27 protein-coding genes are annotated in these 25,418 nt (G+C 62.0%); 12 read left to right on the top strand and 15 right to left on the bottom strand.

The window, feature by feature from the left end; translation table 11 throughout:
- Window positions 1-5: 5 nt before the first annotated feature.
- Window positions 6-917 (bottom strand): chemotaxis protein CheV, encoded by a 912-nt coding sequence (locus AC1IN8_RS16235; protein ID WP_025327540.1) that lies wholly within the window; start codon window positions 915-917, stop codon window positions 6-8.
- A gap of 236 nt (window positions 918-1,153) precedes the next feature.
- Between AC1IN8_RS16235 and flgA the strand changes: the two genes are divergently transcribed.
- From flgA to AC1IN8_RS16220, 3 genes are all read left to right on the top strand, one after another.
- Complete coding sequence (gene flgA, locus AC1IN8_RS16230) at window positions 1,154-1,759, top strand: flagellar basal body P-ring formation chaperone FlgA (protein ID WP_310650727.1); 606 nt, start codon at window positions 1,154-1,156, stop codon at window positions 1,757-1,759.
- Between the two features lie 94 nt (window positions 1,760-1,853).
- Window positions 1,854-2,174, top strand: a complete 321-nt coding sequence (gene flgM / locus AC1IN8_RS16225) for a flagellar biosynthesis anti-sigma factor FlgM (RefSeq protein ID WP_025327542.1) — start codon at window positions 1,854-1,856, stop codon at window positions 2,172-2,174.
- Window positions 2,171-2,587 (top strand): flagella synthesis protein FlgN, encoded by a 417-nt coding sequence (locus AC1IN8_RS16220; protein ID WP_265436682.1) that lies wholly within the window; start codon window positions 2,171-2,173, stop codon window positions 2,585-2,587. The genes flgM and AC1IN8_RS16220 overlap by 4 nt, the downstream gene beginning before the upstream one ends.
- Window positions 2,588-2,620: 33 nt before the next feature.
- Here AC1IN8_RS16220 and yfcE read toward each other — a convergent pair whose 3' ends face one another.
- Together yfcE and AC1IN8_RS16210 are read right to left on the bottom strand one after the other, a co-directional pair.
- Window positions 2,621-3,175, bottom strand: coding sequence for a phosphodiesterase (gene yfcE / locus AC1IN8_RS16215; RefSeq protein WP_139434863.1), 555 nt, complete (start codon window positions 3,173-3,175; stop codon window positions 2,621-2,623).
- Window positions 3,176-3,185: 10 nt separating this feature from the next.
- Window positions 3,186-4,823, bottom strand: coding sequence for a peptide ABC transporter substrate-binding protein (locus AC1IN8_RS16210; protein ID WP_139434861.1), 1,638 nt, complete (start codon window positions 4,821-4,823; stop codon window positions 3,186-3,188).
- 301 nt (window positions 4,824-5,124) lie between these two features.
- Between AC1IN8_RS16210 and AC1IN8_RS16205 the strand changes: the two genes are divergently transcribed.
- Entirely contained in the window at window positions 5,125-6,048 is a 924-nt protein-coding gene (locus AC1IN8_RS16205; RefSeq protein WP_479759663.1) for a DMT family transporter, read from the top strand.
- Between the two features lie 169 nt (window positions 6,049-6,217).
- On the opposite strand, the gene rsuA is transcribed toward AC1IN8_RS16205, so the two are convergent.
- Window positions 6,218-6,910, bottom strand: coding sequence for a 16S rRNA pseudouridine(516) synthase RsuA (rsuA, locus tag AC1IN8_RS16200; RefSeq protein ID WP_106886353.1), 693 nt, complete (start codon window positions 6,908-6,910; stop codon window positions 6,218-6,220).
- A 174-nt stretch (window positions 6,911-7,084) separates the two neighbouring features.
- Here rsuA and AC1IN8_RS16195 point away from each other — a divergent pair, with 174 nt between their 5' ends.
- A complete protein-coding gene (locus AC1IN8_RS16195; protein ID WP_139434857.1) occupies window positions 7,085-8,272 on the top strand; it encodes an HD-GYP domain-containing protein in 1,188 nt (395 codons plus the stop codon).
- Here the strand turns inward: AC1IN8_RS16195 and AC1IN8_RS16190 are convergent.
- Together AC1IN8_RS16190 and fsa are read right to left on the bottom strand one after the other, a co-directional pair.
- The gene (locus AC1IN8_RS16190; RefSeq protein ID WP_139434855.1) at window positions 8,269-8,457 is read right to left on the bottom strand and encodes a hypothetical protein; all 189 of its coding nucleotides are present in this window, start codon (window positions 8,455-8,457) and stop codon (window positions 8,269-8,271) included. The two genes, AC1IN8_RS16195 and AC1IN8_RS16190, sit on opposite strands and share 4 nt — an antisense overlap.
- Window positions 8,458-8,579: 122 nt before the next feature.
- Window positions 8,580-9,233 (bottom strand): fructose-6-phosphate aldolase, encoded by a 654-nt coding sequence (gene fsa, locus AC1IN8_RS16185; RefSeq protein WP_479759660.1) that lies wholly within the window; start codon window positions 9,231-9,233, stop codon window positions 8,580-8,582.
- 127 nt (window positions 9,234-9,360) lie between these two features.
- Here fsa and AC1IN8_RS16180 point away from each other — a divergent pair, with 127 nt between their 5' ends.
- The 5 genes from AC1IN8_RS16180 (at window position 9,361) to AC1IN8_RS16160 (ending at window position 16,522) form a co-directional block, all read left to right on the top strand.
- Window positions 9,361-10,257: a glycyl-radical enzyme activating protein gene (locus AC1IN8_RS16180; protein WP_479759658.1), complete on the top strand. Its 897-nt coding sequence runs from the start codon at window positions 9,361-9,363 to the stop codon at window positions 10,255-10,257.
- Window positions 10,258-10,261: 4 nt separating this feature from the next.
- The gene (locus AC1IN8_RS16175; protein WP_479759656.1) at window positions 10,262-12,706 is read left to right on the top strand and encodes a formate C-acetyltransferase/glycerol dehydratase family glycyl radical enzyme; all 2,445 of its coding nucleotides are present in this window, start codon (window positions 10,262-10,264) and stop codon (window positions 12,704-12,706) included.
- Window positions 12,707-12,801: 95 nt separating this feature from the next.
- Window positions 12,802-13,548, top strand: coding sequence for a DeoR/GlpR family DNA-binding transcription regulator (locus tag AC1IN8_RS16170; RefSeq protein WP_139434846.1), 747 nt, complete (start codon window positions 12,802-12,804; stop codon window positions 13,546-13,548).
- 138 nt (window positions 13,549-13,686) lie between these two features.
- Entirely contained in the window at window positions 13,687-14,580 is an 894-nt protein-coding gene (locus AC1IN8_RS16165) for an EamA family transporter (protein WP_139434844.1), read from the top strand.
- 136 nt (window positions 14,581-14,716) lie between these two features.
- Window positions 14,717-16,522, top strand: coding sequence for an extracellular solute-binding protein (locus tag AC1IN8_RS16160; RefSeq protein ID WP_479759753.1), 1,806 nt, complete (start codon window positions 14,717-14,719; stop codon window positions 16,520-16,522).
- A gap of 86 nt (window positions 16,523-16,608) precedes the next feature.
- Here the strand turns inward: AC1IN8_RS16160 and AC1IN8_RS16155 are convergent, their stop codons facing one another.
- Together AC1IN8_RS16155 and AC1IN8_RS16150 are read right to left on the bottom strand one after the other, a co-directional pair.
- Window positions 16,609-17,001 carry a DUF2750 domain-containing protein gene (locus AC1IN8_RS16155; protein ID WP_005331447.1) on the bottom strand — a complete coding sequence of 131 codons (393 nt, stop codon included), beginning with the start codon at window positions 16,999-17,001 and terminating at the stop codon, window positions 16,609-16,611.
- Window positions 17,002-17,095: 94 nt separating this feature from the next.
- The gene (locus AC1IN8_RS16150; protein WP_479759654.1) at window positions 17,096-17,653 is read right to left on the bottom strand and encodes a hypothetical protein; all 558 of its coding nucleotides are present in this window, start codon (window positions 17,651-17,653) and stop codon (window positions 17,096-17,098) included.
- A 248-nt stretch (window positions 17,654-17,901) separates the two neighbouring features.
- On the opposite strand from AC1IN8_RS16150, the gene AC1IN8_RS16145 reads away from it, so the two are divergent.
- Entirely contained in the window at window positions 17,902-18,150 is a 249-nt protein-coding gene (locus AC1IN8_RS16145; RefSeq protein ID WP_202046142.1) for a TIGR02647 family protein, read from the top strand.
- Here the strand turns inward: AC1IN8_RS16145 and AC1IN8_RS16140 are convergent.
- The 7 genes from AC1IN8_RS16140 to AC1IN8_RS16110 all read right to left on the bottom strand — a co-directional run bounded on the left by AC1IN8_RS16140 (window position 18,137) and on the right by AC1IN8_RS16110 (window position 23,975).
- The gene (locus AC1IN8_RS16140; protein WP_479759751.1) at window positions 18,137-18,433 is read right to left on the bottom strand and encodes a hypothetical protein; all 297 of its coding nucleotides are present in this window, start codon (window positions 18,431-18,433) and stop codon (window positions 18,137-18,139) included. The two genes, AC1IN8_RS16145 and AC1IN8_RS16140, sit on opposite strands and share 14 nt — an antisense overlap.
- Window positions 18,434-18,528: 95 nt before the next feature.
- Window positions 18,529-18,738: a cold-shock protein gene (locus tag AC1IN8_RS16135; RefSeq protein WP_005331438.1), complete on the bottom strand. Its 210-nt coding sequence runs from the start codon at window positions 18,736-18,738 to the stop codon at window positions 18,529-18,531.
- A 205-nt stretch (window positions 18,739-18,943) separates the two neighbouring features.
- Window positions 18,944-20,044, bottom strand: coding sequence for a dihydrolipoamide acetyltransferase family protein (locus AC1IN8_RS16130; protein WP_202046143.1), 1,101 nt, complete (start codon window positions 20,042-20,044; stop codon window positions 18,944-18,946).
- A gap of 94 nt (window positions 20,045-20,138) precedes the next feature.
- On the bottom strand, window positions 20,139-21,125 hold the full coding sequence (locus tag AC1IN8_RS16125) for an alpha-ketoacid dehydrogenase subunit beta (protein WP_202046144.1): 987 nt from the start codon (window positions 21,123-21,125) through the stop codon (window positions 20,139-20,141).
- Window positions 21,118-22,215: a pyruvate dehydrogenase (acetyl-transferring) E1 component subunit alpha gene (gene pdhA / locus AC1IN8_RS16120; protein ID WP_139434832.1), complete on the bottom strand. Its 1,098-nt coding sequence runs from the start codon at window positions 22,213-22,215 to the stop codon at window positions 21,118-21,120. Before pdhA ends, AC1IN8_RS16125 begins: the two co-directional genes overlap by 8 nt.
- 261 nt (window positions 22,216-22,476) lie before the next feature.
- A complete protein-coding gene (gene astE, locus AC1IN8_RS16115; protein WP_479759651.1) occupies window positions 22,477-23,493 on the bottom strand; it encodes a succinylglutamate desuccinylase in 1,017 nt (338 codons plus the stop codon).
- Window positions 23,494-23,765: 272 nt separating this feature from the next.
- Window positions 23,766-23,975 (bottom strand): DUF1127 domain-containing protein, encoded by a 210-nt coding sequence (locus tag AC1IN8_RS16110; protein ID WP_005331430.1) that lies wholly within the window; start codon window positions 23,973-23,975, stop codon window positions 23,766-23,768.
- A gap of 523 nt (window positions 23,976-24,498) precedes the next feature.
- Between AC1IN8_RS16110 and AC1IN8_RS16105 the strand changes: the two genes are divergently transcribed.
- On the top strand, window positions 24,499-25,392 hold the full coding sequence (locus tag AC1IN8_RS16105) for a DNA replication terminus site-binding protein (protein WP_479759649.1): 894 nt from the start codon (window positions 24,499-24,501) through the stop codon (window positions 25,390-25,392).
- Window positions 25,393-25,418 lie beyond the last annotated feature (26 nt).

Here is a 25,418-nt window from a genome sequence, read left to right as displayed (position 1 = left end):
CTTTATTAGAGGGCGCCTTGTACGGCCTTGGCCAACTCATCAGGCTGGAATTTGGCTATGAAGTTGTTCGCACCAACTTTCTGCACCATGGCCTGATTGAACACCCCACTGAGGGATGTGTGCAGGATAACATGCAAATCCTTGAGGTTGGGATTGTTGCGGATCTCGGCGGTGAAGGTGTAGCCATCCATCTCCGGCATCTCGATGTCGGAGATGACCAGGGCAATCTGATCGAGGATGGGGCCCTGCTTGGCCATCTCCAGCAACATGTTGAGGGCCTCCCGTCCATCCTTGGCCAGCACGCACTGCACCCCGATGGCCTCCAGCGCCCGCTGTACCTGCTTGCGCGCCACCGAAGAGTCGTCGGCGACCAGCACAGGACGGCCGTGGGGGTTGCGCTCCACGCTGGCTTCCACCAGCTCGGCACTCACCTCGGTGGAGACCGGCGAGATCTCGTTGAGAATGCGCTCCACGTCCAGGATCTCCACCAGCTCGCCATCCACCTCGGTCACCGCCGTCATGTAGTTGATGCGACCGGCGCCCTTGGGGGGTGGCAGGATGGACTCCCAGTTCATGTTGATGATGCGCTCGACCGAATGGACCAGGAACCCCTGAACGGATCTGTTGTACTCGGAGATGATGATGAAGCACTTGGAGATGTCCTGGATGGGGCGCTTGCCCATCGCCATGCTGAGATCGATCACCGAGATGGTCTGGCCGCGAATGTGCGCCACACCGCGAATGCAGGAGTTGAGCTTGGGCATGACGGTCAAGGGAGGGCACTGCAGCACCTCACGTACCTTGAATACGTTGATGCCAAATCTTTGACGTCCGTTGAGACGAAACAGCAGCAGCTCCAACCGGTTTTGTCCCACCAGCTGGGTCCGTTGGTTGACCGAGTCCAGAATACTCGCCATAAACACTCCCTAAAAAACGCTTGGCACTGATCGTGCATGTTGTGTGTGCATGCACATTGGCTTGCATCAGACTATCGATGTCTCGACAACCGAAATCTGCAGCAAGCATAGTTAACTGCGATGGTGTACGTGAACAACTTATCGACCGGTAAGCAAAAATGATTAATAGACTTTTCCTCATCTTACTGCCGTTTTGCAGCCTCTCTCACGCCATGGCATCCGAGGTGACCGACTATCTGCAGGAGCAGGCACAGACATTCGTCCTCGACCAGCTGGATGTCCCCCTCGATGCCCAGGCCGAGGTGACCGCCGGTACCATAGATGAGCGCCTCCCCCTGAATCACTGCGAAGAGGGGCTGACTATCTCCCTCCCGGCCAAGATGGAGATACGCCGCAACACCACCGTCTACCTCAAGTGCGAGGGAGACAAACCCTGGGATCTCTATCTCCCGGTGCGGGTCAGCATCCAGAAACCCTATGTGACCGTCGCGGCTCCCGTGGCCAAGGGGGACATACTGAGCGAGTCCATGCTGACCCTGGCCTACCAGGATCAGACCCTGATCCGCGGTGACTATCTCACCGACCCCGCCGCCCTCATCGGGGTGCGCAGCAAGCGTGAACTCAAGCCGGGCCAGCCAATCAGGCTGACTCAGGTCTGCGTGGTCTGCAAGGGGGACCAGGTCACTCTGAGTGCGGAAAACAGCAGCATGCAGATCAAAACCATGGCCCGAGCCTTGCAAGATGGCAGCTTCGGAGACATGATCAGGCTCGTCAACATTCGTTCGGGCAGAGCGGTGCAGGGCCAGGTGAGTGCCGTCGGCTCTGTGGTGGTCACATTCTGACTGTTTTATTAATGCAGCAATTTTTTTCTAAAGTTCTGACCGCCGTCACCGATAAACAGGTAAGCGAACAGCAAAGCAGACGAAGGTAAACCGTATGGCTATCAACAATATCAACAACTTGGCAAACAGCCGGTTGCAAAACAGTGGGACCAGTCAAGGTGTAGCCACCAAGTCCGCGACCTCTGCCGAGAGCAATCGTGCGGCGACCGTCAAGACCGACTCTGTCTCCTTGACCAGTGAGGCGCAGCAATTGCAACAGATGCAGAAGACCCTCAACACCGCCTCCACCGGTAACGAGAGCCGCGTCGAAAGCCTGAAGAAGGCCGTGGCCAGTGGGGAATACAAGGTCAACAGCGAAGCCGTGGCCAGGAAGATGTTCAGCTTCGAAGCGGATCTGGACAAACGGCTGGGATGATGGAACTGCCTTCGCTGCTGCACGCCCAGGACGACAACCTCTCCCAGATGCAAGGTTTGCTGGCAGAGGAGTTTGACCTGCTCAAGGCACACCGGGCCCTGGCCTTGCCGGCGCTGGCCGAGCGCAAGCAGCAACTGCTTGAGGCCATCGAGACCCTGGACAAGACATTGGCCGAGCTGCCCGATCTGCAGCAACAACTCGGCGCCTTCCCGACCCAGGTACAGGCCCTGCAAGCCAAGCTGGAAGCCTGTCAGGAGCAGAACAACCTCAATGGTCGGCTGCTCGAGCTCAGCATCATCTCCAATCGCCGCCTGGCGAGCTTTCTCAGCAAGCTCAGAGACAGCAACTCCCTGACCTATGACGCCAAGGGCAATACCCGCTCCGGCACCCGCTCCCTGGGTATCAAGGCCTAATCCTCTCTCCTTCCTTCTCTTGATGCCCGGCAGTCAGAGCACCAGTTCCATCAGCCTTGCCCCGTCGCGGCAGGCATGAATGCTCATGACGCCATCCTCATACCGGCCATAGCTGGCCGCCCATTCTCCCCTCGGAAAACAGATGGAGCCCGGGTTCACCAGCACCAGTTCCCCTTCTTGCCGCGCTTCTCGTCGCAATACGGGCAGATGGGTATGGCCGCTGATGAAGAGGCTGCCCGCCGGCAAGGGCACCGCCTCGGGATCATAGAGATGACCATGGCTGACGAACCAGCGCCGCCCGTCCACCAGCAACTGATTGTAGGGGGCCGTGATGGGGAAGTGCAGCAGCATCTGATCCACCTCGGAATCGCAGTTGCCCCGCACCGCCATGATCCGGGGGGCCAGCTGGTTGAGCCGCGCCGCCACGGCGGCAGGCTCATAACCCGCCGGCACCGGATTGCGCGGGCCGTGGTTGAGCAGATCCCCCAGCAACAGATAGTGATCCGGCTGCCAGGGGGCAAGCTGCGCCAGCACCTGCTCCAGGGCAGGCAGGCTGCCGTGCAGATCGGAAATGATGGCTATCTTCATCGCACACTCCTCATGGCTGGCTGAAGTAGAGATCCTTGGTGGCGATGGCCCCCTTCAGGTTGCTGCTCGGCAGACCGCGCAGGGCGGGGTCCACCAGCCTCATCTGGTTGTAGTGATAGACGGGGATGACGGGCATCTCCTCCATCAGCAGTTGCTCGGCCTTGCGGTAGAGCCCGGTTCGGGCGGCGCCATCCAGAGAGTCAGCGGCCTGTTGCAACAGGCCGTCGAAGGCCGGGTTGCAGTAGCCGCTCTCGTTCTGGGGATCCTGACAGCGGAAACTGCCCAGCATGGACGAGGGCTCGACATAGTCACCAAACAAGAAGGAGCGGGCCAGCATGAAGTCACCGCTGTCCTTGGCCACCTGATAGGCATTCCACTCCATGTTGTTGAGGGTGACCTCCACCCCCAGCGGCTTCCACATGGCCGCGACCGCCAGGGCCAGCTTCTTGTGGTTCTCAGAGGTGTTGTAGGTCAGCGTCAGCTTGAGGGGGTGGGCACTGTTGTAGCCCGCCTCCGTCAGCAGGGCGGCGGCCCTGGCCAGACGGGTCGGCATGTCCTCCAGGGCCAGCGCAGAGCCCAGCTCTTCGTAATCCGGCATGCCGGGCAGCAGGGACCAGGCCGGCCGCTCCCCCTGGCCGCTCACCTTCTCGGTCAGCAGGCGGCGATCCATGGCCATGGAGAGCGCCTGACGCACCCGCACATCCTGCAGCTCGGGACGGCGCAGGTTGAAGGTATAGAGGTAGGTCCCCAGCAGCGGCAGGCCCCAGATCCGCTCCGGGGTCTCTTCCATGGTCTTCTGGTAATACTCCAGCGCCACCTTGTTGGTGAGCTGGATCTCCCCCGCCTCGTAGCGCAGCCGCTCCGCGTGCTGGGAAGCCAGGGGCAGATAGGTTACCCGCTGGATCCGGGTGTGGGCATCATCCCAGTACTGGGGGTTGCGCTCGGCTTCGATGCGCTCGTTCGGCACCCAGTTCACCAGCCGGTAGGGGCCGTTGCTGACCAGCTTGCCAGGCTGGGTCCACTGCTTGCCAAACTGGGTGATGGCCCGCTCGTTGACCGGCACGAAGGGGCGCTGGCTGATGAGCTGCAGGAAGTAGGGCACGGGCCGCTCCAGGGTCACCTTGAGGATCTGATCGCTCTCGGCCTCCACCCCCAGGGCATCGAGATCGAGGGCACCGGCATAGATGGACTGGGCATTGTTGATGCCGGTCGCCAGCAAGAGACCGGCGGAGGGCGAGGCCTGCGCCGGGCTCAGCAGACGCCGCCAGGCGTAGACGAAATCCCGCGCGGTGAGTGGCTCGCCGTTGGACCACTTGAGCTGCGGACGCAGGAAGAAGCGCCACACCAGGCCATCCTCGCGCGTTTCCCAGCGCTGGGCCTGGGCCGGCACTATCCTGCCCTGCCCATCCTCGCTGACCAGCCCCTCGAACAAGTCCACCAGTACCACCTCCCCCGGGAAACCGGAGCGGATCTGGGCAGGGTCGAGGGACTCGGGTTCGGCGCCGTTGCCCTTGACCAGGGTCTGTCTGTCAGAGAGCGCAGGCTGCTGCACCACTGTGGTCGCCTGCAACGGCGGCGCCAGCATCAGTCCGAGCAGCATGGGAGAGAGCCAGCGACGGGCTGGCCGGGCGGCGAAACGGTAAAGCATGAGATCAACCTCGTTCAATTCACTTTATTTCAAGAAGGGGGAAGGCCGGCGGCGCGCCTTAAAACGAATGCATGATGCCGCGCTTGTTATCCCCGAAGACGCCCCGTATTGTATCGGGCTTGCCCGGCAGATGGAGTCTTTCGGGCTATTTTTTTCAGGGGATTTTTCCCAACTGTCAGCCATGAGTGCGCAAGACCGCCTGACGGTCCCCTCGACTCGCCTCGCATGAAGGTCAGTCAGGGCGCCATGGCGCTCGATGCAGGCATCAGCCCGGCTGATTTCTACCGTTTCAGGGGTCTTTATGGGGTATGAGTGGCTGGCGCTGGCTGCCGCCAGTTTATGGGCCGTCGCCGCCCTGATTTCCGTCAAACCGGCACGCCATCTGGGGGCCTTTGCCTACAGCCGCTGGCGGATGTTTCTGGTCAGCCTGATGCTGGCCAGCGCCAGCCTGGTCACGGGGGGCTGGCAGAGCCTCACCCAGAGCGCCCTGCCACTGCTGACGTTGTCGGGGCTCATCGGCATCTTCGTCGGTGACACCGCGCTATTTGCCTGCATGAACCGGCTGGGGCCCAGGCGCAGCGGCTTGCTGTTCTCCTGCCACGCGCTCTTCTCCGCCCTGCTCGGGCTCTGGCTGTTTGGCGAACAACTCGGTGGCTGGCGTCTGGTGGGGGCCTTGCTGGTACTGGCGGGGGTCATGCTCGCCATCCTGTTCGGCCGCCGTGGCAACCCGCAGCAGGCGCAACAGCACAACGAGTGGGAACAGGTGCGCGGCCACCTCGGAGTCGGCATCGCGCTCGGCCTGACCGCGGCCCTGTGTCAGAGCCTGGGAGCCATCATCGCCAAGCCGGTGATGATGGCTGGCAACGTGGACGCGGTGAGCGCCTCCGGCATCCGCATGGGGAGCGCCCTGCTGGCGCACTGTGCCCTGCGGGTGCTGAGGGTGCCCCTGGCCATGCCGCACAACCCCATCAATCGCCAGGTGCTTGGCATGATAGGCATCAACGGCTTCCTGGCGATGGCCCTGGGGATGACGCTCATCCTGGTGGCCCTGCGCCAGGGGGACGTGGGCATGGTGGCCATCCTCTCCTCCACCACCCCGGTCATACTGCTGCCCCTGCTGTGGTGGCACTCGGGGGTGCGCCCTGCCCTGCCCGCCTGGGCCGGCGCCCTGCTGGCCACCCTGGGCACGGCCCTGGTACTGGGAGCGGGGTCAGTCGGGGGTTGATGCTGGGCTTCGCTCAGCGCCAACCTGCGCCCAATCCTCAGGATCGTCCGAATACGCTTCGCTATTCGAACCTACCAAATTCAATTGGTTCTGCCGGTTCGATTAGCCGCGTCGCGGCGTAATCGGACGCGGTAACCTCATTGCGAACCTTCGCCGTCGGATGGCGTGATTAAAACTGGGCCACTTCCTCGGCGGTCAGCTCCCGGTATTCCCCCGGTGCCAGCTCGTCGTCCAGGCCGAGCGCCCCGATCCGCTCCCGATGCAGCCCTATCACCTTGTTGCCGATGGCGGCAAACATCCGCTTCACCTGGTGGTACTTGCCCTCGTGAATGGTCAACCTGGCCTCGCACTCCCCCAGGATCTCCAGCTGGGCGGGACGGGTCTTGTCGGTCTCGTTGCGCAGGTAGACACCGTCTTCAAACAGCGAGATGGCATCCTCGCTCACGGGGTCGGCCAGCCAGACATGATAGGTCTTGGCACACTCGTGCCGCGGCGAGGTGATGCGGTGGGACCACTTGCCGTCGTCGGTGATCAGCACCAGGCCTGTGGTGTCGAGATCGAGCCGGCCCACCACGTGCAGCTTGCCCATGGCGGGCTCATCCAGCAGGTGGAAGACGGTAGCGTGATCGGGATCCTCGTTGGAGCAGACGTAGCCTTCCGGCTTGTGCAGCATGAAGTAGCGATTCTGCTGATTCAGGGTCAAAGTCACGCCATCAAACTCGATCAGGCTCTGCTCATTGATGTGGAAGGCGGGCTGCTTGACCAGGATACCGTCCACCATCACCTCCCCCTGACGGATCAGCTTGCCCGCCTGGGAACGGGTCAAATCGGAGCAATCGCAAAGAAATTTATCGAGCCGCATGCACAAAACCTCGGAATCCAACGTTATCAAGGGGCGTCATTATATAGGCCGGCCCCCACAACGCCAGCACTAAGGGAGAAGTTAGGCAGATGGCGCCTGACGCCATGATGTGCCAGTGATAGACTGCCGACAGAGCGCCGACAACACGCATAATAATAATCCCAGGAAGCCACCATGAAGCCGACTCAGCCTCATCCCGTCATCCCCGTCAACCAGTTGCAACCTGGCATGTACGTGATAGCCATCGCCAGCCAGACCGGCGCCATGGAAATCGCCCAGACGGGGCTGGTGACCAACCGTCAGCAGGTGGATGCGCTGATCCGGCGCGGCGTGCTGACGGTGCGGGTGGATCTCGCCCGCAGCAAACTGCCCGGGATCGAGCAGGTCGTCTCCCCGAGCCCAGCCCAAAGCGCCGGCTCGGCGCGTCCCGCAGGCAGTGGCGAAGGGCGCGAGCTCAAGATCCGCCGTCTCTATCAGGAGGCGCGCGAGCTGCAGGGCAAGTTCATTCGCCACCTCAAGGCCGGGGAACCCATCGACATCACCCCGCTGGCGGCGGTCGCCGAGGAGATGGTGGACACCATGTTCACCCATGGCGACGCCATGCTCTGTCTGGCGCGGATCCGGGCCAAGGATGCCTACCTGATGGAACACTCCATGAACGTGGCCATACTGCTCGCCAACTTCGGCCGTTATCTGGGGCTTGAGCGCAGCGTGCTCAAGGAGCTGACCCTGGGTGGCCTGCTCCACGACGTGGGCAAGATCATGACCCCGGACGAGGTGCTCAACAAGCCGGGCAAGCTGACCGACGAGGAGTTTGGCGTGATGCGCCAGCACGTGGTGCACAGCTACGACATCCTCAGCAATACCGCCGGCATCACCCCCACCATGCTGGAGGTGGCCGCCAACCACCACGAGCGCCTCGATGGCACCGGCTATCCGCAGCGGCTCAAGGGGGATCAGCTCTCCCTCTACACCCGCATGAGTGGCATCGTCGATGTCTACGATGCGGTGACGGCAGACAGGGTCTACAAGCAGGGGATGCAGCCGACCCAGGCGTTTCGCATCCTGCTCAAAGGCATCAACCAGCACTTTGATGCCGAGCTGGTCACCAAGTTCATCAAGTGCATGGGGGTCTATCCGGTGGGCACCCTGGTGCAGCTCTCCAACCAGCGGCTGGCGGTCGTGATGCAGCGCAACGAACAGCAGCCGCTCAAGCCGCTGGTCAAGGTGATCTATCACGCCACCCAGCGCCACTACCTCGAGGTACAGTGGCTGGATCTAGCCAGAAACGGGGGGCAGGAGAGCATAGAGAGCACGGTCGATCCCAAGGAGTTTGGCATCAACCTGGCCAACTTCGTCTAGCGAACCTGGGACTCCGGTGCCTGCTCGCGGCAATAACGGAGGAGGAACTCCTCATCCAGCGGGGAGAGATCGAAGCGGACGCAGGCCTCCTCGATGGCCCGGATGTCGTGTTCATGGTGTTCGCTGAGCCAGCGTACGGCGCGGCGCAGATCCTCACCATGGGGCAGCAGGGTATGGTCGCTCATGGGATACCTCCGGTAGACAGCAAGGCGGCCAGCGAAGGTGGCCACCTCTTCCAAGTCTAGTCGGTCAATCCCCATCACCCGCGCCTCTTCACCCTCCCCCATGTATCACTACGGTAAGGCAATCAGCGGCCGAAGGCGCGCTGCCAATCCTGATCAAACTTCACCAGCGCCGCATCCACCGCAGGCACGTTCAGCAGCTGCTCCGCCACATCGAGCGGTAGGGTGATGGATTGACAACCGGCCAGCAGGCAGTCAAGGGCCTGACGGGGAGTGCGGAATGACGCCGCCAGCACCTTGCTGTTCGGTGCATGCAGCTCAAGCAGCTGTTGCAGCTCCTGCACGGTGGCAATGCCATCACCCCCCTGGGCATCCAGCCGGTTCACATAGGGAGCGACATATTCTACGCCCGCCACCGCCGCCAGCCAGCCTTGCAACGGGGTATAGACAGCTGTCCCCAGGGTCGGCACGCCGTTGGCGGTCAGGCTCTTGATGGCTGCCAGCCCCTCTGCGCATACCGGGATCTTGATCACCAGATCCGGGTCCAGCTCACGCAGGGCAAATGCCTCGCGCACCATCTCGGTTTCGGTTTTGGCCATCACCTGGGCAAACAGTCGCGCCTTGGGTCCCAGCACGTCGCGCAGGGCGGGCAGCAGCTCGTAGAGCGGCAATCCCCCGGCGGCAGTAATGGAAGGATTGGTGGTAACACCGGCCAACGGCAGGATCCGTGACCAGCGACGCACTGCCGCCACATCGGCGGTATCGAGATACAGCTCCATCTCTAACTCCTTAATGGGATGTTCAATATGTCGCCATTCTAGCGATAAAACATCTGCAAATTACTTGATCGAAATCAAACCAACATTCGAATGAAAGCAAATAGAATGAAAAACAAAAGGAGGCGGTATGATTTTCGACCTGCAACGATATTCAACTCACGATGGCCCCGGCATTCGCACCCTGGTATTTCTCAAGGGGTGTTCGCTGGCCTGTCTGTGGTGTCAAAACCCGGAGAGCCGCTCTCCCAAGCCGGACATCTTACTCGACCGGCGCCAATGCATTGAGGGATGCCAGCTCTGCAGCCAGACCTGTCCGGCAATCTTGCGTGACAGCGAGGGGATCCAGCTCACCCGTTCAGCCCTCAAGGCCGAAGATATGGAACGGCTGCGCGGTCTCTGCCCGAGCGAAGCGCTGCAGGTGTGCGGCCGGGATGAAACCCTGGATACCCTGATGGACACCATACTGCGGGATCGCCCCTTCTTCGAGCGCAGCGGCGGTGGCGTCACCCTCTCCGGTGGCGAGCCGTTTATGCAGCCCGACTTTGCCGCCGCCCTGCTGGCCCGCTGCAAGGCACAAGGGCTGCACACCGCGGTCGAGAGCTGCCTCCATGTGCCCTGGCACCAGATTGAGTCAAGCCTCCCCTCACTGGATCTGGTACTGGCGGATCTCAAACACGTGGATAAAGAGCGTTTCTTCCACTGGACCCGCGGCAAGGTGGAGCTGCCCATCGCGAACCTCAAACGCCTCGCCGAGCACGGCGTGCCGATGCAGATCCGGGTGCCGCTCATTCCCGGCTTCAATGCCGACCGCGAATCGATCGAAGCCATCACCGACACCGCCGCCAGCCTCGGCACTGTGCAGGAGATCCACTTCCTCCCCTACCACACCTTGGGGATGGGCAAATATGCCCTGCTGGATCTGCCCTATCAGGCGCCGGACACACCGCTCGACGACCCCGATTTACTCCGCTTTGCCCACGCATACGCCCAACGTCAGGGGCTGACCCCTGTGACCAGAGGATAAGATCATGACCCAGCTCGACCTCAATACCCTCAGCCCGCGGATCCGCGCCCATAAAGAGAGCCTGATCCACATCGTTCAGCCACCGGTTTGCACCGAGCGTGCCCGCCACTACACCGAGGCCTATCAGGCTCATCTCGCCCGCCCGCTACCGGTGCGCCGCGCCCTGGCACTGGCTCATCACCTCAAGCAGCGCACCATCTGGATCAAGCACGACGAGCTTATCGTCGGCAATCAGGCCAGTCAGGTGCGGGCGGCACCGCTGTTTCCCGAATACACGGTGAGCTGGATTGAGAAGGAGATCGACGAGCTGGCAGACCGCCCCGGTGCCGGTTTTGCGATCAGCGAAACCGACAAGGAGGTCATCCACGCCCTCACCCCCTTCTGGCGCGGCCAGACGGTGCAGGATCGCTGCTTCGGCCTCTTTACCGATGAGCAGAAAGCACTGCTGGAGAGCGGCATTATCAAGGCAGAGGGCAACATGACCTCGGGGGATGCCCACCTCGCGGTCAACTATGAGGAGCTGCTCACGCTGGGTCTCGATGGCTTCAAGGCCAAGGTGGCCGAGCGGCGCAGTCGGCTGGATCTGGCGGACTGGGCCGATCTGCAGCGCGAGCAGTTCCTGCACGCCGTCGCCATCACCCTGGAGGCGGTCAGCGATCACATCGGGCGCTACGCCACTCTCGCCAGCAATATGGCCCGTGACATGGCCACGCAGGAGTCGCGCCCCGAGCGCCAAAGCGAGCTTGAAACCATCGCACTCAACTGCGCCCACATCGCCCACCAGCCCCCCGAGACCTTCTGGCAGGCGCTGCAACTCTGCTACTTTATCCAGCTCATTCTGCAGATCGAATCCAACGGCCACTCGGTGTCGTTTGGCCGGATGGATCAATATCTCTACCCCTGGTATCGCCGCGAGGTGGAGCTGTCGGAATCTCTGCCTCGGACGCGCGCCATCGAACTGTTGCAAGGGTGCTGGCTCAAGCTGCTGGAGGTGAACAAGATCCGCTCCGGCACCCACTCCAAGGCCTCAGCCGGCAGCCCGCTCTATCAAAACGTCACCATTGGCGGCCAGAACTGGCGGGATGGCAAGGCCCATGACGCGGTCAACGGCCTCTCCTACGCGATTCTGGAGTCCTGCGGCCAGCTGTGCTCTACCCAGCCCAACCTCTCGGTGCGCTACCACGCCGGGATGAGCGAGGATTTCCTCGACGCCTGCATTCAGGTGATCCGCTGCGGCTTTGGCATGCCCGCCTTCAACAACGACGAGGTGGTGATCCCCGAGTTCATCAAGCTCGGGGTGAGCGTGGAGGATGCCCACCACTACGCCGCCATCGGTTGCATCGAGACCGCCGTGCCCGGCAAGTGGGGCTACCGCTGCACCGGCATGAGCTTTATCAACTTCGCCCGCATCCTGCTGGCCTCCCTCGATGGCGGCCGCGATGCCACCACCGGCAAGGTGTTCCTGCCCCAGCCCCAATCGCTGCGAGACGGGAGCTTTGGCAACTTTGACGAGGTGATGGCCCGCTGGGATGAGCAGGTGCGCTACTTCACCCGCAAATCCATCGAAATCGACTGCGTGGTCGACAGCGTGCTGGAGGCGCAGGCCCACGACATCCTCTGCAGCACTCTGGTAGATGACTGCATCGAGCGCGGCAAGACCATCAAGGAGGGGGGCGCCGTCTATGACTGGGTCTCCGGTCTGCAGGTGGGGATCGCCAACCTGGGCAACAGTCTGGCTGCCCTGAAGAAACTGGTGTTCGAACAGGGTGCGGTGGATCAGCACGAGCTGGCCGCCGCCCTGGAGCAAGACTTTGCCGGGCTGGCGGGGGAGCAGCTACGTCAGCGCCTCACCAACGCCGCCCCCAAATATGGCAACGATCTGGACGAGGTAGATATGCTGCTGGTGCAGGCCTACCAGAGCTACATCGACGAGCTCAAGGGGCTGCACAACACCCGCTTCGGGCGCGGCCCCATCGGCGGTACCTACTATGCCGGCACCTCCTCCATCTCAGCCAACGTGCCGTTCGGTGCCGCCACCATGGCCACCCCGGATGGTCGCCGTGCCCGCACGCCGCTGGCGGAAGGGGCCAGCCCCTCCTCGGGGTCGGATCGTCTCGGCCCAACGGCGGTGTTCAACTCCATCGGCAAGCTGCCCACGGCGGCGATCCTCGGCGGGGTGCTGCTCAACCAGAAGCTGAGTCCGGCCAGCCTTGAGAACGAGCGGGACAAAACCAAGCTGATGAGCCTGCTGCGCACCTTCTTCGAGGTGCACAAGGGGTGGCACGTCCAGTACAACATCGTCTCGCGCGAAACCCTGCTGGCGGCCAAGGCCAATCCGGATCAGTACCGGGATCTGGTGGTACGGGTGGCCGGCTATTCGGCCTTCTTCACCGCCTTATCCCCGGATGCGCAAGATGATATCATCGCCCGCACCGAGCACAGTCTCTGACGGGGCGCGCCCCATGGCGCCCGTGACGTCATATGATTGGCAAGCCACCCCACGGGTGGCTTGCCGCTATCCACCACCTTGCATGCGAGCACACCATGAATCCACGCCACCAACTGATCCTCACCCTGGTCCATCAGGCCCGCAAGATGAGCGTGGCCGAGCTGTCACGGCACACAGGGGTGTCAGAGGTGACGGTGCGCAACGACCTCACCGCGCTGGAGAAACAGGGGCTGCTCAGACGGGTGCACGGCTCGGCCATGGCGCTGGAGACCGATGATCCGGATGCCCGGATGAACATCAACTACCTGCTCAAGGAGCGCCTCGCCGAGCGGGCCGCCCAGCTGGTGGAAGATGGCGAGACTGTCTTTATCGAAGGGGGCAGCGCCAACGCCATGCTGGCGCGCCACCTCGCCCTGCACAAGCGGGTCACCATCATCACCATCAGCAGCTATATCGCCCATCTGCTCAAGGACACCCCGGCCCAGGTGGTGCTGCTCGGCGGCCTGTTCCAGCATCAGAGCGAAAGCGTGGTGGGGCCGCTGACGCGCCTCTGTATCGAGCAGGTGCACTTCTCCAAGGCCTTCATCGGGGTCGACGGTTTTCACCCCGAGGTGGGCTTTACCGGCCGCGACATGATGCGGGCCGACGTGGTCAACAGCGTGCTGGCCAAGGGGGTGACCAATGTGGTCATCACCGACAGCAGCAAATTTGGCGCCATCCACCCCAGCCAGCTGGGTGCCCCGGGCCAGATCGGCGTGCTGGTCACCGACGATGCCCTGCCCGCCCCCATGCGGGCAGCTATCGCGGCCAAGGGGATCACCCTGCACTGCGTTGCAGCCTGAACCTGTCATTGCGGCTCGCCGCCTGGACCCGCCCCAGCCTCCCCCCGCTTGCGACTTGACGCCAGCCACCCTGTCGAGGGTATGCTCGTTTCCTTCCGGCGCCATCTCATGGCCCTGCCTCTCACACAAGGACGCTGTATGCAAGCCAAGGACAAGTGTCTGGCCGCCCTGGTCATTCTCTGCTGGGGACTCAACTTCGTGGCGATCAAGTGGGGGCTGGAGGGCATACCGCCGCTGCTGCTGGGGGCGCTGCGCTTCGTCGGCGTTGTCTTCCCCGCCATCTTGCTGGTGCCCAGGCCCGCCATGCCCTGGCGCTGGCTGCTGGCCTATGGCGGCGCCATCAGCCTGGGGCAGTTCGCCTTCCTGTTCTGCGCCATGAAGTTCGGCATGCCGGCGGGCATGGCCTCCCTGGTGCTGCAATCCCAGGTGGTGTTCACCCTGCTGTTCGCCATGATCTGGCTGGGGGAGCGCTGGCAGCCCCACCACTGGGTAGCGCTGCCGCTGGCGGGGGCCGGCCTCTATCTCATCGCCACCCATGGCGAAGGCAACCTGACCCTGCTCGGCTTCGTGCTGACCCTGTGCGCCGCCGCCTGCTGGGGCCTTGGCAACGTCATCAATCGCCAGATTGGGCTGCGTTACCAGACCGCTCTGCCGAGCCTTATCGCCTGGGGCGGCCTGGTGCCCATACTGCCCTTCTTCGCGCTCTCCTGGTTGTTCGAGGGGCCCGATGTCATTGCCACCAGCCTGCTCAACTTCAGCTGGCAGGGGCTCTTGTGCGTGCTCTATCTCTCGCTGGTCGCCACCTGGCTTGGCTATGGCCTCTGGGGACGGCTGCTGATGCGCTATCCGGTGGCCCAGGTGGCGCCACTCTCCCTGCTGGTGCCCTGCGTCGGCATGGTGGCGGCCGCCCTGCTGCTCGATGAGCACCCCACGTCCCTGCAGTGGCTGGGATCCGGCCTGGTGCTGCTCGGCTTCGTGGTCCATCTGCTGGGCGGAAAAATGAGGCTGTTCAAGGCACAAGCCGAGCATTGACCTCGATGGGGAAACTTCCCATGATGAGACAGGCCCTCACGGGCCCCACAGCTTGACCCGGCAGGACGCCAACCATCAGGAGAGCAAGGACATGCTGCACAGTTCACCCTCGGTCATCCCCGCTTTGCCCCGTGTCATGCGAGCCGCGGCCATGATGCTCCCCCTCTGCTGGAGCGCCTTCGGCTGGAGCGCCACCCTGCCGGCAGATCTCAAGTGGGAGAGCAACGACACAGACCCCGTCTATGCCGATCCAGAGGCCAAACGGGGCGGCACCTTCCGTGACTTCATGTCGAGCTTCCCGCTCACCTTGCGCAAGTACGGGCCCGACTCCAACGGCGGCTTCGCCGGTTACGTCCGTGAAACCAATCTGCCCCTGCTCGCCACCCATCCGGTGACCGGCAATCCCATTCCCATGCTGGCCAGCGCATGGGCCTTCGGCGCCGATCACAAGACCCTCTATTTTCGCCTCAACCCCAAGGCGCGCTGGTCGGACGGCCAGCCCGTCACCGCCGATGACTGGCTCTTTACCCTCAAGATGATGCGCAGCAAGGAGATCAATGATCCCTGGTACAACAACTACTACAGCACCCAGATAAGCGAGGTGACCAGGTTCGACGATCACACCCTCGCCATCACCAGCGGCACCGAGAAGAGCCGGGAGGATTTGCTGGAATCCCTGCCGTTCAGCCCGGAGCCGAGCCATGCCATCAAGCTCACGGCCAACTGGGTCAAGGAGTACAACTGGAAGGTGCTGCCGGTCACCGGCGCCTACCAGATTGGCGAGCTGAAGAAGGGCAAGTCGGTCACCTTCAACCGGGTCAAGGATTGGTGGGGTGACGGGGAGCGCTATTTCCAGCACCGCTTCAACCCGGACCGGATAGAGATCAAGGTGCTCAGGGATCAGAACATCGCCTGGCAGCACTTCCTGCGCGGCGATCTCGACACCTTCCCGCTGGTCATGCCCAACTGGTGGCATGACAAGAGCAAGACAGCCGAGTTCGAGAAGGGCTATATCGAGCGGCTCTGGTTCTACAACCAGACCCCGCAGTCCCCCATGGGGCTTTACCTCAACACCGCAGACCCGCTGCTCAAGGATATCAATGTGCGGCTCGGCATCCAGTACGCCCTCGCCCTCGACAAGATGATCGCCACCCTGCTGCGGGGGGACTACCAGCGCCTCAACAGCTACGGCTCGGGCCAGGGGGCCTTTACCAACACCGACATCAAGGCACGCCCCTTCGATCCCAGGCTCGCACGGGACTACTTCGCCAAGGCGGGCTTCACCAAGACGGGGCCGGATGGCATCTTGCAAAACGACAAGGGCCAGCCCCTTTCCCTCAGCATCACCTACACCACGGCCGAGCATGCCCAGCGCCTGACCCTGCTGCGGGAAGAGGCGAAGAAGGCGGGTCTCAATCTGGAGCTGAACCTGATGGATGCCTCAGCCGGCTTCAAATCCATGCTGGAGAAGAAGCACCAGAGCGCCTGGATGGCCTGGAGCAGTGGCCGCTATCCGGCCTACTGGGAGCACTTCCACAAGGTCAACGCCAACAAGCCCCAGACCAACAACATCATGAACCTCGATGACGACGCCATCTCGGCCCTGGTGGAGCAATACGACAAGGCCTTCGACTTCGGCAAGAAGGCCGAGCTCTCACGGCAGATCCAGCAGCGGCTCTATGAGCTGGCCAGCTTCGTCCCCGCCTATCAGGTCCCCTATACCCGGGCAGGTGCCTGGCGCTGGATTAAACTGCCCAAGACGCCGGCAACCCCCCAGAGCGATCTGCTCTACTGGCCCCTGGATGGCGCCAACTCGGGCTACAGCTTCGGCGGCCTGCTCTGGATTGACGAGCAGCTGAAAGCGGAGACGAAAGCCGCCATCAAGCAGGGCAAGACCTTCCCTCCCGTCACCCTGATCGACACCCGCTATCAACAGCCCTGAGCTCTCTCCACGCTCTGGCTCGGCGCAAACAAAAGACCCCGCACTGTGGCGGGGTCTTTTTTGTGGCAGTAGCGCCTGGACGGGACTTAGCCGCGCTTGGCCTGCTTTTGCGCGATGGCGTCGGCCACGTCGGCCGGATCCAGCACTATGCCTTCCTGCTCCGGAGTCGGGAACACGGCCACGCAGAGCTCGTCCTGCTCCATGCCATCGACCCAGCGATCCAGCCACACCTTGAGGGTGATGGACTGCGGCTTGCAGTCTGCCCACTCGCCTTCGGCCCAGGCCTTGGCGTATTCCGGATGCGGCCAGACCGGGATGCAGTCTTCGTCTTCGGTGGTCAGCATCATGACGCCGTGCTCGTCGGTCAGAACAAACAGCTCTTCGTGCTCGACCAGCTTGCTGATGAAGTGATCAAAGCGGTAGTCGGCGTTCAGTTGCAGCGCGGCATTGCGCTCGGTGTCGCTAAGTTCATAGCTCATTGGTCAAGTCTCTCATTCAATAAAGGGCGACATGTTCACATCTTGCTGGCGCCTTGTCCAGCAAGAGTGCTCGGTCGCCCCTGTTTCGGCGATCTCAGCCCAGCGCCGGGGTCACCAGGGTGATCTCCGCCGTCTCGCAGAAACGCTGGCGCAGCCAGTAGGCGGACTCCACCTCGACGAAACAGAGCTGATCCCGCCCGGCCTGCACACCTTGCATGATCTGCTCGAAGCGCGCCTGTTGCTGCTGCTGCCAGGCGGTCGCCAGCCCGGTGCCATGGGCTTCATCCACCACCTCGCGACGCAGCTCGAACAGGTTATCGGTGATCGGGCTGTTGATCTTGCCAGGGCTGTGCCAGTACATCAGCAGGTTGTCCAGCATCTCTTCGTCATAACTCGCCAGTGCATCCAGCTCGGGAGTATCCCCCTCGCCGCCGGTCCCGAAGTCGCACCACCCCGCCGCCAGAGGGGCCAGGGTCTGTGCCCCGCCCCCCTTGGCATGCTGGCGCAGGGCGGCAACATCCGCCCCCTTGATGGAAGGCAGCCAGAGATCCCCCTGATGCTCATCGAGCAAGGGGAGCAACAAGGACGGAGCATAAACAGGAAAGCGGGGACCTAGGGTGTGCAGCAGAGATACCAGTGTGACAGTGATCATGAGACGCGCCTTGAGCTGGAAGACCTGGGTTCATACCTGGCCAGGGGGACAAAAGAGGGACCATTCTACCATGTTTAGCGGCACGCGGACTCTGCTCGTCCAGCCAGCCGGGGCGTGATGCCTTCGGCCAAAAAAGCAGCGTTCGGGCACAGCCAGTCCAGACAAAGCCCAATACTTTGAGCCAGCGCCCACTAAAGTCAAACCGGGAATGCTAGTTTGCATACATCTTTAGCGTAAGGAGTGCATCCATGAGTGGGATCGACCAGGTTTCTGACGATTTTGTGAATGAGCTGAAAATACTGGCATGCTTTGATCCGGCGAACATGAGTCTGGGGATCAAGTTACGCAGCGACATGTCTGAAGAGCTGTGCCTCGCGGCGCAGCGCCTGCACAGCCAAGGCTTGATCAGTGCCGTCGATGGCGGCTATCTGACCCCCTTCGGCATGACCATGCTGGAGCATCTTCAACACCTGCTGGTGGCACTCAAGCCGAATTGAGTTCCTGCGGCGCCCAGAGCGAGAAGTTGAGCAATTCCCAGCGCTTTCCCTGCCGCAGCAGACAAGCAAACAACAAAGGACCTTCGGGTCCTTTTACCTTGCCATCGATCAGCCACTCCCCTGCCCGCTTCGGGACAGGCTGCGCCTTGATCTCCACGGGCTGCTCTGCCTTGCCCAAACGCACCTGCACGAATTGCTGGCACACGGTCACGGCCTCGCTGGCCGCGGGATCCGGCACGGGAGTATTGGCAAGCACCACGGTCAACAAGAGTGATGGGAGCATGATGATGGTCATTGGCAAAGGTGGTTTATGAATATGCCATAAAACAAAAAGCCGTGGCACCAGAGGTACCACGGCTTTCTTAAATTCTGTAAGAATTACAGAGCAGTTACGTTCTCAGCCTGCGGGCCTTTCTGACCTTGGGTCACAGAGAACTGTACGCGCTGACCTTCAGCCAGGGTACGGAAACCGTTACCGCTGATAGCGCTGAAGTGAACGAAAACGTCCGGGCCGTTTTCTTGCTGGATGAAGCCAAAACCTTTGGTTTCGTTGAAAAACTTAACGGTACCGGTGATCATGTTAGACATATCTTTAACCTGTATTCAAAATAATTACTTATGCTTTTCAGCGGATAAAGCTCAAAAACGGGATTAACTTATGAACAACAGGAAAAGATGCAAAACATCATATTCATTGACATAACTAACGCCCTTTCAAGCTGGTTTAGATTATACGTGCCTTTGTCGATTACGCAACCAAATTTGCACCCCGCCAAGGGCAGGGTGCAATCACTTACGCATCCGCCGCTTCCAGTGCCTGAACCAGGGCTTTGAGGAAGCGCGCCGCCTCCCCGCCGGTACAGGCTCTGTGGTCAAATGTCATCGACAAGGGCAGTGCCCGCACCGGCCGCGCCTCCCCATGGATGAAGACCACTTTTTCGAACAATTTGCCTGCCCCTATGATGGCCACCTGGGGTGGCGTGACGATAGGGCTGGCATAGCGGCCTGCGATGGCGCCGAAGTTGGTGAGGGTGATGGTCGCCCCCTGCAACATCTCTCGCGGCACGGCGCGCGCCTTCACATCGGCGATCATCCGATCCAGTCCGTGCCTTATGTCCGCCCGCTCCCGCTCGGCCACGTTCTCCATCACCGGCACATAGAGCCCGTGCTTGGAGTCGACGGCGATGGCCACGTTGACCTCCCTGAACAGCCGCCTGGACAGGGTATCCCCGTCAAACCAGGCATTCATGGAGGGCTCGGCACGACACGCCACCCCGATGGCCTTGATGAGGCGCACCGTCACGTCTTCGTCTGCCCGCCAGTGACGCAGGTCCACCTCGTCGGTGATGCTGACCGGCACCACTGTCTGATGGGAGTGCTCCATCGCCTTGGCCATGGCCCGGCGCGAGCCCTTGAGGAACTCGTTGCCGCTGCTCTGCAGCGCTTCGAAGGCGCTCTGCACGTCCTGCTCGGTCACCATGCCGGCGCTGCCAGTGCCCTTGAGCCTGTCGATGTCCAGCCCCAGTTTTTGCGCCAGCAGACGTACCGCCGGCATGGCCTGCACCAGGGCGCCACCGGGTGCCATGGCTCCCACCACGAAGTGATCCTCGATGTGCCGTTGATGGGCGCTGACCTTGCCCACCACAGTACCGTCGTCTTCACCTCCTTCGAACTCCACCAGGGGAGCACCGATGTGGAGTATGTCTCCCTCCTGGCCGCACAGCCTGGCGATCACTCCCGCCACCGGCGAGGGCACATCCACCAGCGCCTTGGCAGTTTCCACCGACAGCAGCACCTGATCGACACTCACGGTATCGCCGGCACTGACCTTCCATTCGACTATCTCGGCCTCGGCCAAACCTTCGCCCAGATCCGGTAATTTGAAAAATTTCATGACCAGTTCTCCATCCGCGGGAACATCACCAAAGATTGACCGACTTCATGGCTCTTCCTTGCTCGGGCGCCTGGGCGCCAACAGTTGAGAGACGTCATAGCCACTTGTTCTCCATCAGTTGGTGAGCCGCATCCGCAATATCCTGCTCGGTGATGAGGTAATACTCCTCGTTGCGATAGTAAGGGACGGCGGCATCCACCCCGGTGAGGCGCTTTGGCGGCGCCTTGAGGGAGGTCAACGCCTCCTCGGTGACCCGCGCCACGATTTCGGCACCGACCCCGAAGCTGCCGCACGCCTCGTGCACCACCAGCAGACGCCCGGTCTTGCGCACCGAGGCCAGGATGCTCTCCATGTCCAGGGGCTTGATGGTGGCGAGATCCAGCACCTCGCACTGGATGTCCTGCTCCGCCAGCAGGGCGGCGGCTCGCATCACCTCCTGGATGCAGGCCCCCCACGCAACCACGGTGAGATCCCGTCCGGGCCTCAGGGTGAAGCAGACATCCAGCGGCAGGCCGACGCCGTCATCCACCACGTCCGACTTCATGGAGCGGTAGATGCGATCCGGCTCGAAGAACATCACGGGATCCGGGTCGCGAATGGCCGACAGCAACAGGCCATATGCCCGTCTCGGGCTGGAGGGGATGACGACCCTCAGACCCGGAATATGGGCAAACAGGGCTTCGACACTCTCGCTGTGGTGTTCGGGCGAATGGATGCCGGCGCCATAGGGGGAGCGGTAGACGATGGGACAGGAGAGCCGGCCACGGGTGCGGTTACGCATCCGCGCCGCCTGGCAGATGATCTGCTCCATGCCGGGGAAGATGAAGCCCTGGAACTGGAATTCGGCCACGGGTTTGAGTCCCTGGGTCGCCATGCCGACCGCCACCCCGGCGATCAACCCCTCCGCCAGCGGTGTGTCTATCACCCGCTTGAAGCCGAATTTGTCGCGCAGCCCCACGGTGGCGCGAAACACCCCGCCGTTGACCCCCACATCCTCACCCAGCACCACCACATCGGGGTCGTGCTCCATCTCATGGTGCAACGCCAGATTGATGGCTTCGAGCAGTGTCATGTCACTCATGGTGTGTCTCCCCGCCGCGCTGCTGCATGCCCTTGGCGATGATGCGCTGACGCTGGGCACGGTACTCCCGCGGCAGCTCGGCAAACTGGTAATCGAGCAGGGTTTCCGGCGCCTGCGGCGCCATGCCTTCATAGGCGGCGACGGCACGCTCGACCTCCCGGCCCGCCTCCGCCAGCAGCGCCTGCTCCTGGTGCTCGTCCCACCAGCCCTGCTCAAACATGAACTGGCGCAGCCGCTTGACCGGCTCCTTGGCCCAGGCGGCTTCCACCTCGGCGGCCTCGCGATAGCGGGTCGCGTCGTCGGCCGTGGTGTGATCCCCGAGCCGGTAGCTGACGGCTTCGATCAGCGTCGGCCCCTTGCCGCTGCGGGCCCGCTCCATGGCGGCGCGGGTCGCCTCATAGACGGCCACCACGTCGTTGCCGTCGACCTGCAGGCTGCGCACCCCGGCCCCTATGCCCTTCTGGGCCAGGGTTGGCGCGCTCGACTGCAGCTTGCGTGGCACCGAGATGGCCCACTGGTTGTTGTTGATGATCATCACCATGGGGAGGTGCCAGACGCCGGCACAGTTGAGCCCCTCGAGAAAATCCCCCTTGGAGGTGCCGCCATCCCCTATGGTCACCACGGCGACCCTGGGCTGGTTGCGCAGCTTGAAGGCGGCCGCTATGCCGGCGGCATGGGTGATCTGGGTGGCGATGGGGACGCAGATGGGCAAGTCTTCCGACAACTCGCCATCGGCCTTGTAGAAGACACTGCCCCTTTCATCTCCGCCCCAATATTGCAGGTTCTGCTCCATGGGCACGCCCCGCACATAGAGGGTGGGCATGTCCCGGTAATAGGGCACATAGACATCCTCCGGCCGCATGGCGAGACCAACCCCGATCCCCACCGCTTCCGCCCCCAGGTGGGAGGGAAAGGTGCCGAGCTTGCCGGTTCGCTGCAGTGCTATCGCTTTCTTGTCGTAACTGCGCACCATCACCATGTTGCGGTAGAAGGTGTGCAGCATCGCCTTGTCCAGCCAGGTCGGCAGTGTCGCGACCGGGCGCCCCTCCTCATCGAGGTAACGAAGGAAGGGGATGTCGACATGGGTCATAACTGGCTCCTTGCCGTTGTCAGCGTCACCACCATGAGGTGACCCTTAGAATGTAAATAAGATGTTAAGCAAAGGGCAACGTGATTCATTCAGGTAAGACCAGTAGAAACTTCTTTAATTTCAGAAAGAAGATGAGATTTTCGGCGAGCAGAAACGAAGAAGGGAGCCCTTTTGGGCTCCCTGTCAGGGCGAGTTCGGGATCACGACCATCCTGGCCACGCCGCCAGGGGCACAGGGTTGGTGTGAAAAGAGGGGCTCAGATCACGACCACAGGCGGGTTGGCACCACCAGCAGCATGGTCCGCTGGCCGATGGCCACGTTGGCATTGGGGAAGACCACCGCCTCCCGCGCTTTCTCTACCCTGTACTGGCGATCCCCGTCTTCCGCCAGCACAAACCCCTGGGGAAATTCGGTGAAATTGTCCACGTCGCTGGCAAACAGGAAACGAAACGCGGCCGTTTGCTTGTTGATCACCCGATCGATGGCAAAAATCGTGAAGTCATCCGCCCGCCAGGGCTCGAGCGCCACCTCATCCTGGGTCACCAGCGCCTGCAGCGCCTGACGCGCCTCGATGAAGCGGGTCATGTCGTTCTCGCCGAAGGGGCGCACCTTGCCAAGCTCCACCGTGAAGGCATGGGCGCCATGCTGGTGCGAGCTGTAATAGCTGAAGGTGGTGGTCGGGCCGCTCGAGAGCAGTATGGTGCGCACTCCGCAGGCCCCGAGGAACTGCACCTGCTCCTTGCAGTGGGGGCGCTCGTGGGGGAAGGGATAGACCGCAAACTTCTCGTGACGGGAGCCGCGAATGGCGGTGTGCAGATCGTAGTGATAGCGGGGCCGAGCGGGATCGGCAAAGAAGCGGCTCACATACTGCTCCAGGCGCATGGCGCGAATGCGTTCCCGGTTGCACAGCCCCTCCCCCTTGCTGTGGGCGCCACTGAAGAGCCGGTTCATGTTCTCCTCCACCTCGCGCGCCCCCTGGTTCATGGCGGCAGGGTTGCCAAAGAGGAACAGCACCCGGTGGCGGGCCTGAAGCTCCCCGCTGAGCAGCCGGGTCAGCAGCTGGTTGCAGATCTCGATGGGGGCAGTCTCGTTACCGTGAATGCCGCAGGAGAGCACTATGTCCTTGCGCCCGCCAGGCGACTCAGGCGCAGGCTCCAGGCAGAGCACGCCGGTGTCCCACACGCTCACCCGGGTGCCGTTGGCCAGGTCGAAGGCAAAGGGCTCGAGCTGCCACTCGTGGCGGCGGGTCAGGGCCAAAAAGTCATGCTGGGGAATCATCCATCTCACCCTCTTGTCTGGAATGCCATGGCCGGATTATACGCAAGGCAGCCGGGCTTAAAATCAGTTTTTAAACAAATTCAAACAGTAAGGATACAAAGTTGGCGAGGGATAATGACAATTCATGCCACTGGGGGCAAACAGAAGGAAAAACAGACAAGGGGGAAAACAGGAAGCGGCAACAGGGGAAAAATCAGGCCCGTCTGGGGGCGAAGAGCATCAGGCAGAGTCGTACAGATCAACAAGAAAACGAGGCATCCATGCCCGGCTGATCAACCACGCCAGAACGGCTTGGTGGTCTCTTGATAGCGGTCAGCTTCGTTCAGACCGATGTCCTTGAGCAGGTAGGCGGGCAGCTCGGAGAGCTGGCGACGGCTGCGGCTGCGTTCCAGCCAGGTCAGGACGGTCATCTTGACGCGAGCAACCAGATTCGATTCGCTGGAATCCTGGTAACCGGCTTCGGTATAAGTCATGTTGGCCATGATATGGCTCCTCTCTCTAGTTCTGCGCAAGGCTCGGATTTGATGCGCAAAGCTTAGTCAGGGCGAGGAGGTGCCTCAATTGACGAATTTTGATACATGGGATTAGTAAAAGTAATGGCTGATCTCGCCATGGGGTTAATCACAAAACATTGATTTATATGTAAAATATTAGCCAGACATTCCCTCCCTCTGCCCAACAGCATTTTCTCCTGCATCATCTGCTTCTAACTATGCAGTTTCCCACGTTAGCTATGCAGAGCCCGAGTGCCAGGCAGGACGCGGCTACCTCGGCCCAGGCGCCAATTGTTAATCATTGGATCACTTAAAGATCGTTATTTAACAGGATGATACAGACAGGCAACCCTCGGAAGGCGACTTGGGCTGCCACCCCCGGACGGCGCTTGAAAGGCGGCACTTGGCGCCTTCCCGTCATACTGGTATGGTTATTTATACAGTGCTTTAATCATGCCCCCTGATCGTCACCTTTAGGGCGACGAATTGGGGAAACAGACAGGATATGCCGATGGATACCTTTACCCCCACCGCCGCCCTGCGTCAACAGATGGACGAACTGGAAGACACCCTTGCCCGTCTCGCCAGACAGCTCGGCCAGCTCGAGTTGCTGGAGGCCCATGTCTATCCCCTGCCCGCCGTGCCGCAAGGGGAAGAGCACGATCCCATCGAGGCCATAGAGGTAGGCTATCTCTCGGGGGAGGAGGCGCTGGCCGCCACCCTGACCGCCTATCAGGATCACAGTGCCCGCCCCGGCTGCTCCACCAAGGCGACTCACCGCCTGCCTGGCTGGTTGCGCTTCCCCGCCGCCAGCGCCCCCCTGTTGCAGCCGCTGCTCGACGAGATCAACGGCCACAAGCTCGCCTTCAAGGCGCTGGTGCAGGCCGCCGGCGGGCGGGACGAGAAGTTTGAACTGGTGCACGGTGCACTGCCCGGGGTTATCACCCTGCAGGTCTATCGCAAGCTGACCCTGCTCACCGGAAAGCTGCATTCCCTCGGCTTCACCTGGGCCGACAAGCAGAGCATCAGCCGCCTCAGTCGCGAGCAGGTGCTGGAGATGCTGGAGCGCAGCCGCCGCTATGTGCCGGCGCTCTCCAGCAACGAGGAGTGGAGCAAGATGGTGGATCAGGAGGTGTACGACATCCGTCGCCTGCCAGCGGATGCGCAGCTGCGCATCCGCCGGCCGGTCAAGACCCATCCCATGATCAACCTGCTCTGGCTGGACAGGGAGCCGCGCAAGCAGCAGCTCAAGGCGAGCCTGCCCCTGCTGCTCTGCTCGGATACCCAACCCGCCGTCACCCACCTCGGCCACTATCCGCCCAAGCTGCGCCAGGCCCGGCGGGATCGCAAGATTGGCGGCGAAGCCATCATAGAGCGGCTGCACCTCTACCGTTATCAGGACTAGCGCCTCCTGGCCAGAGCCGGATCATG

The sequence above is a fragment of the Aeromonas sp. 130281 genome (assembly GCF_056642115.1).
This window is presented reverse-complemented; position numbering and strand designations above follow the sequence as displayed.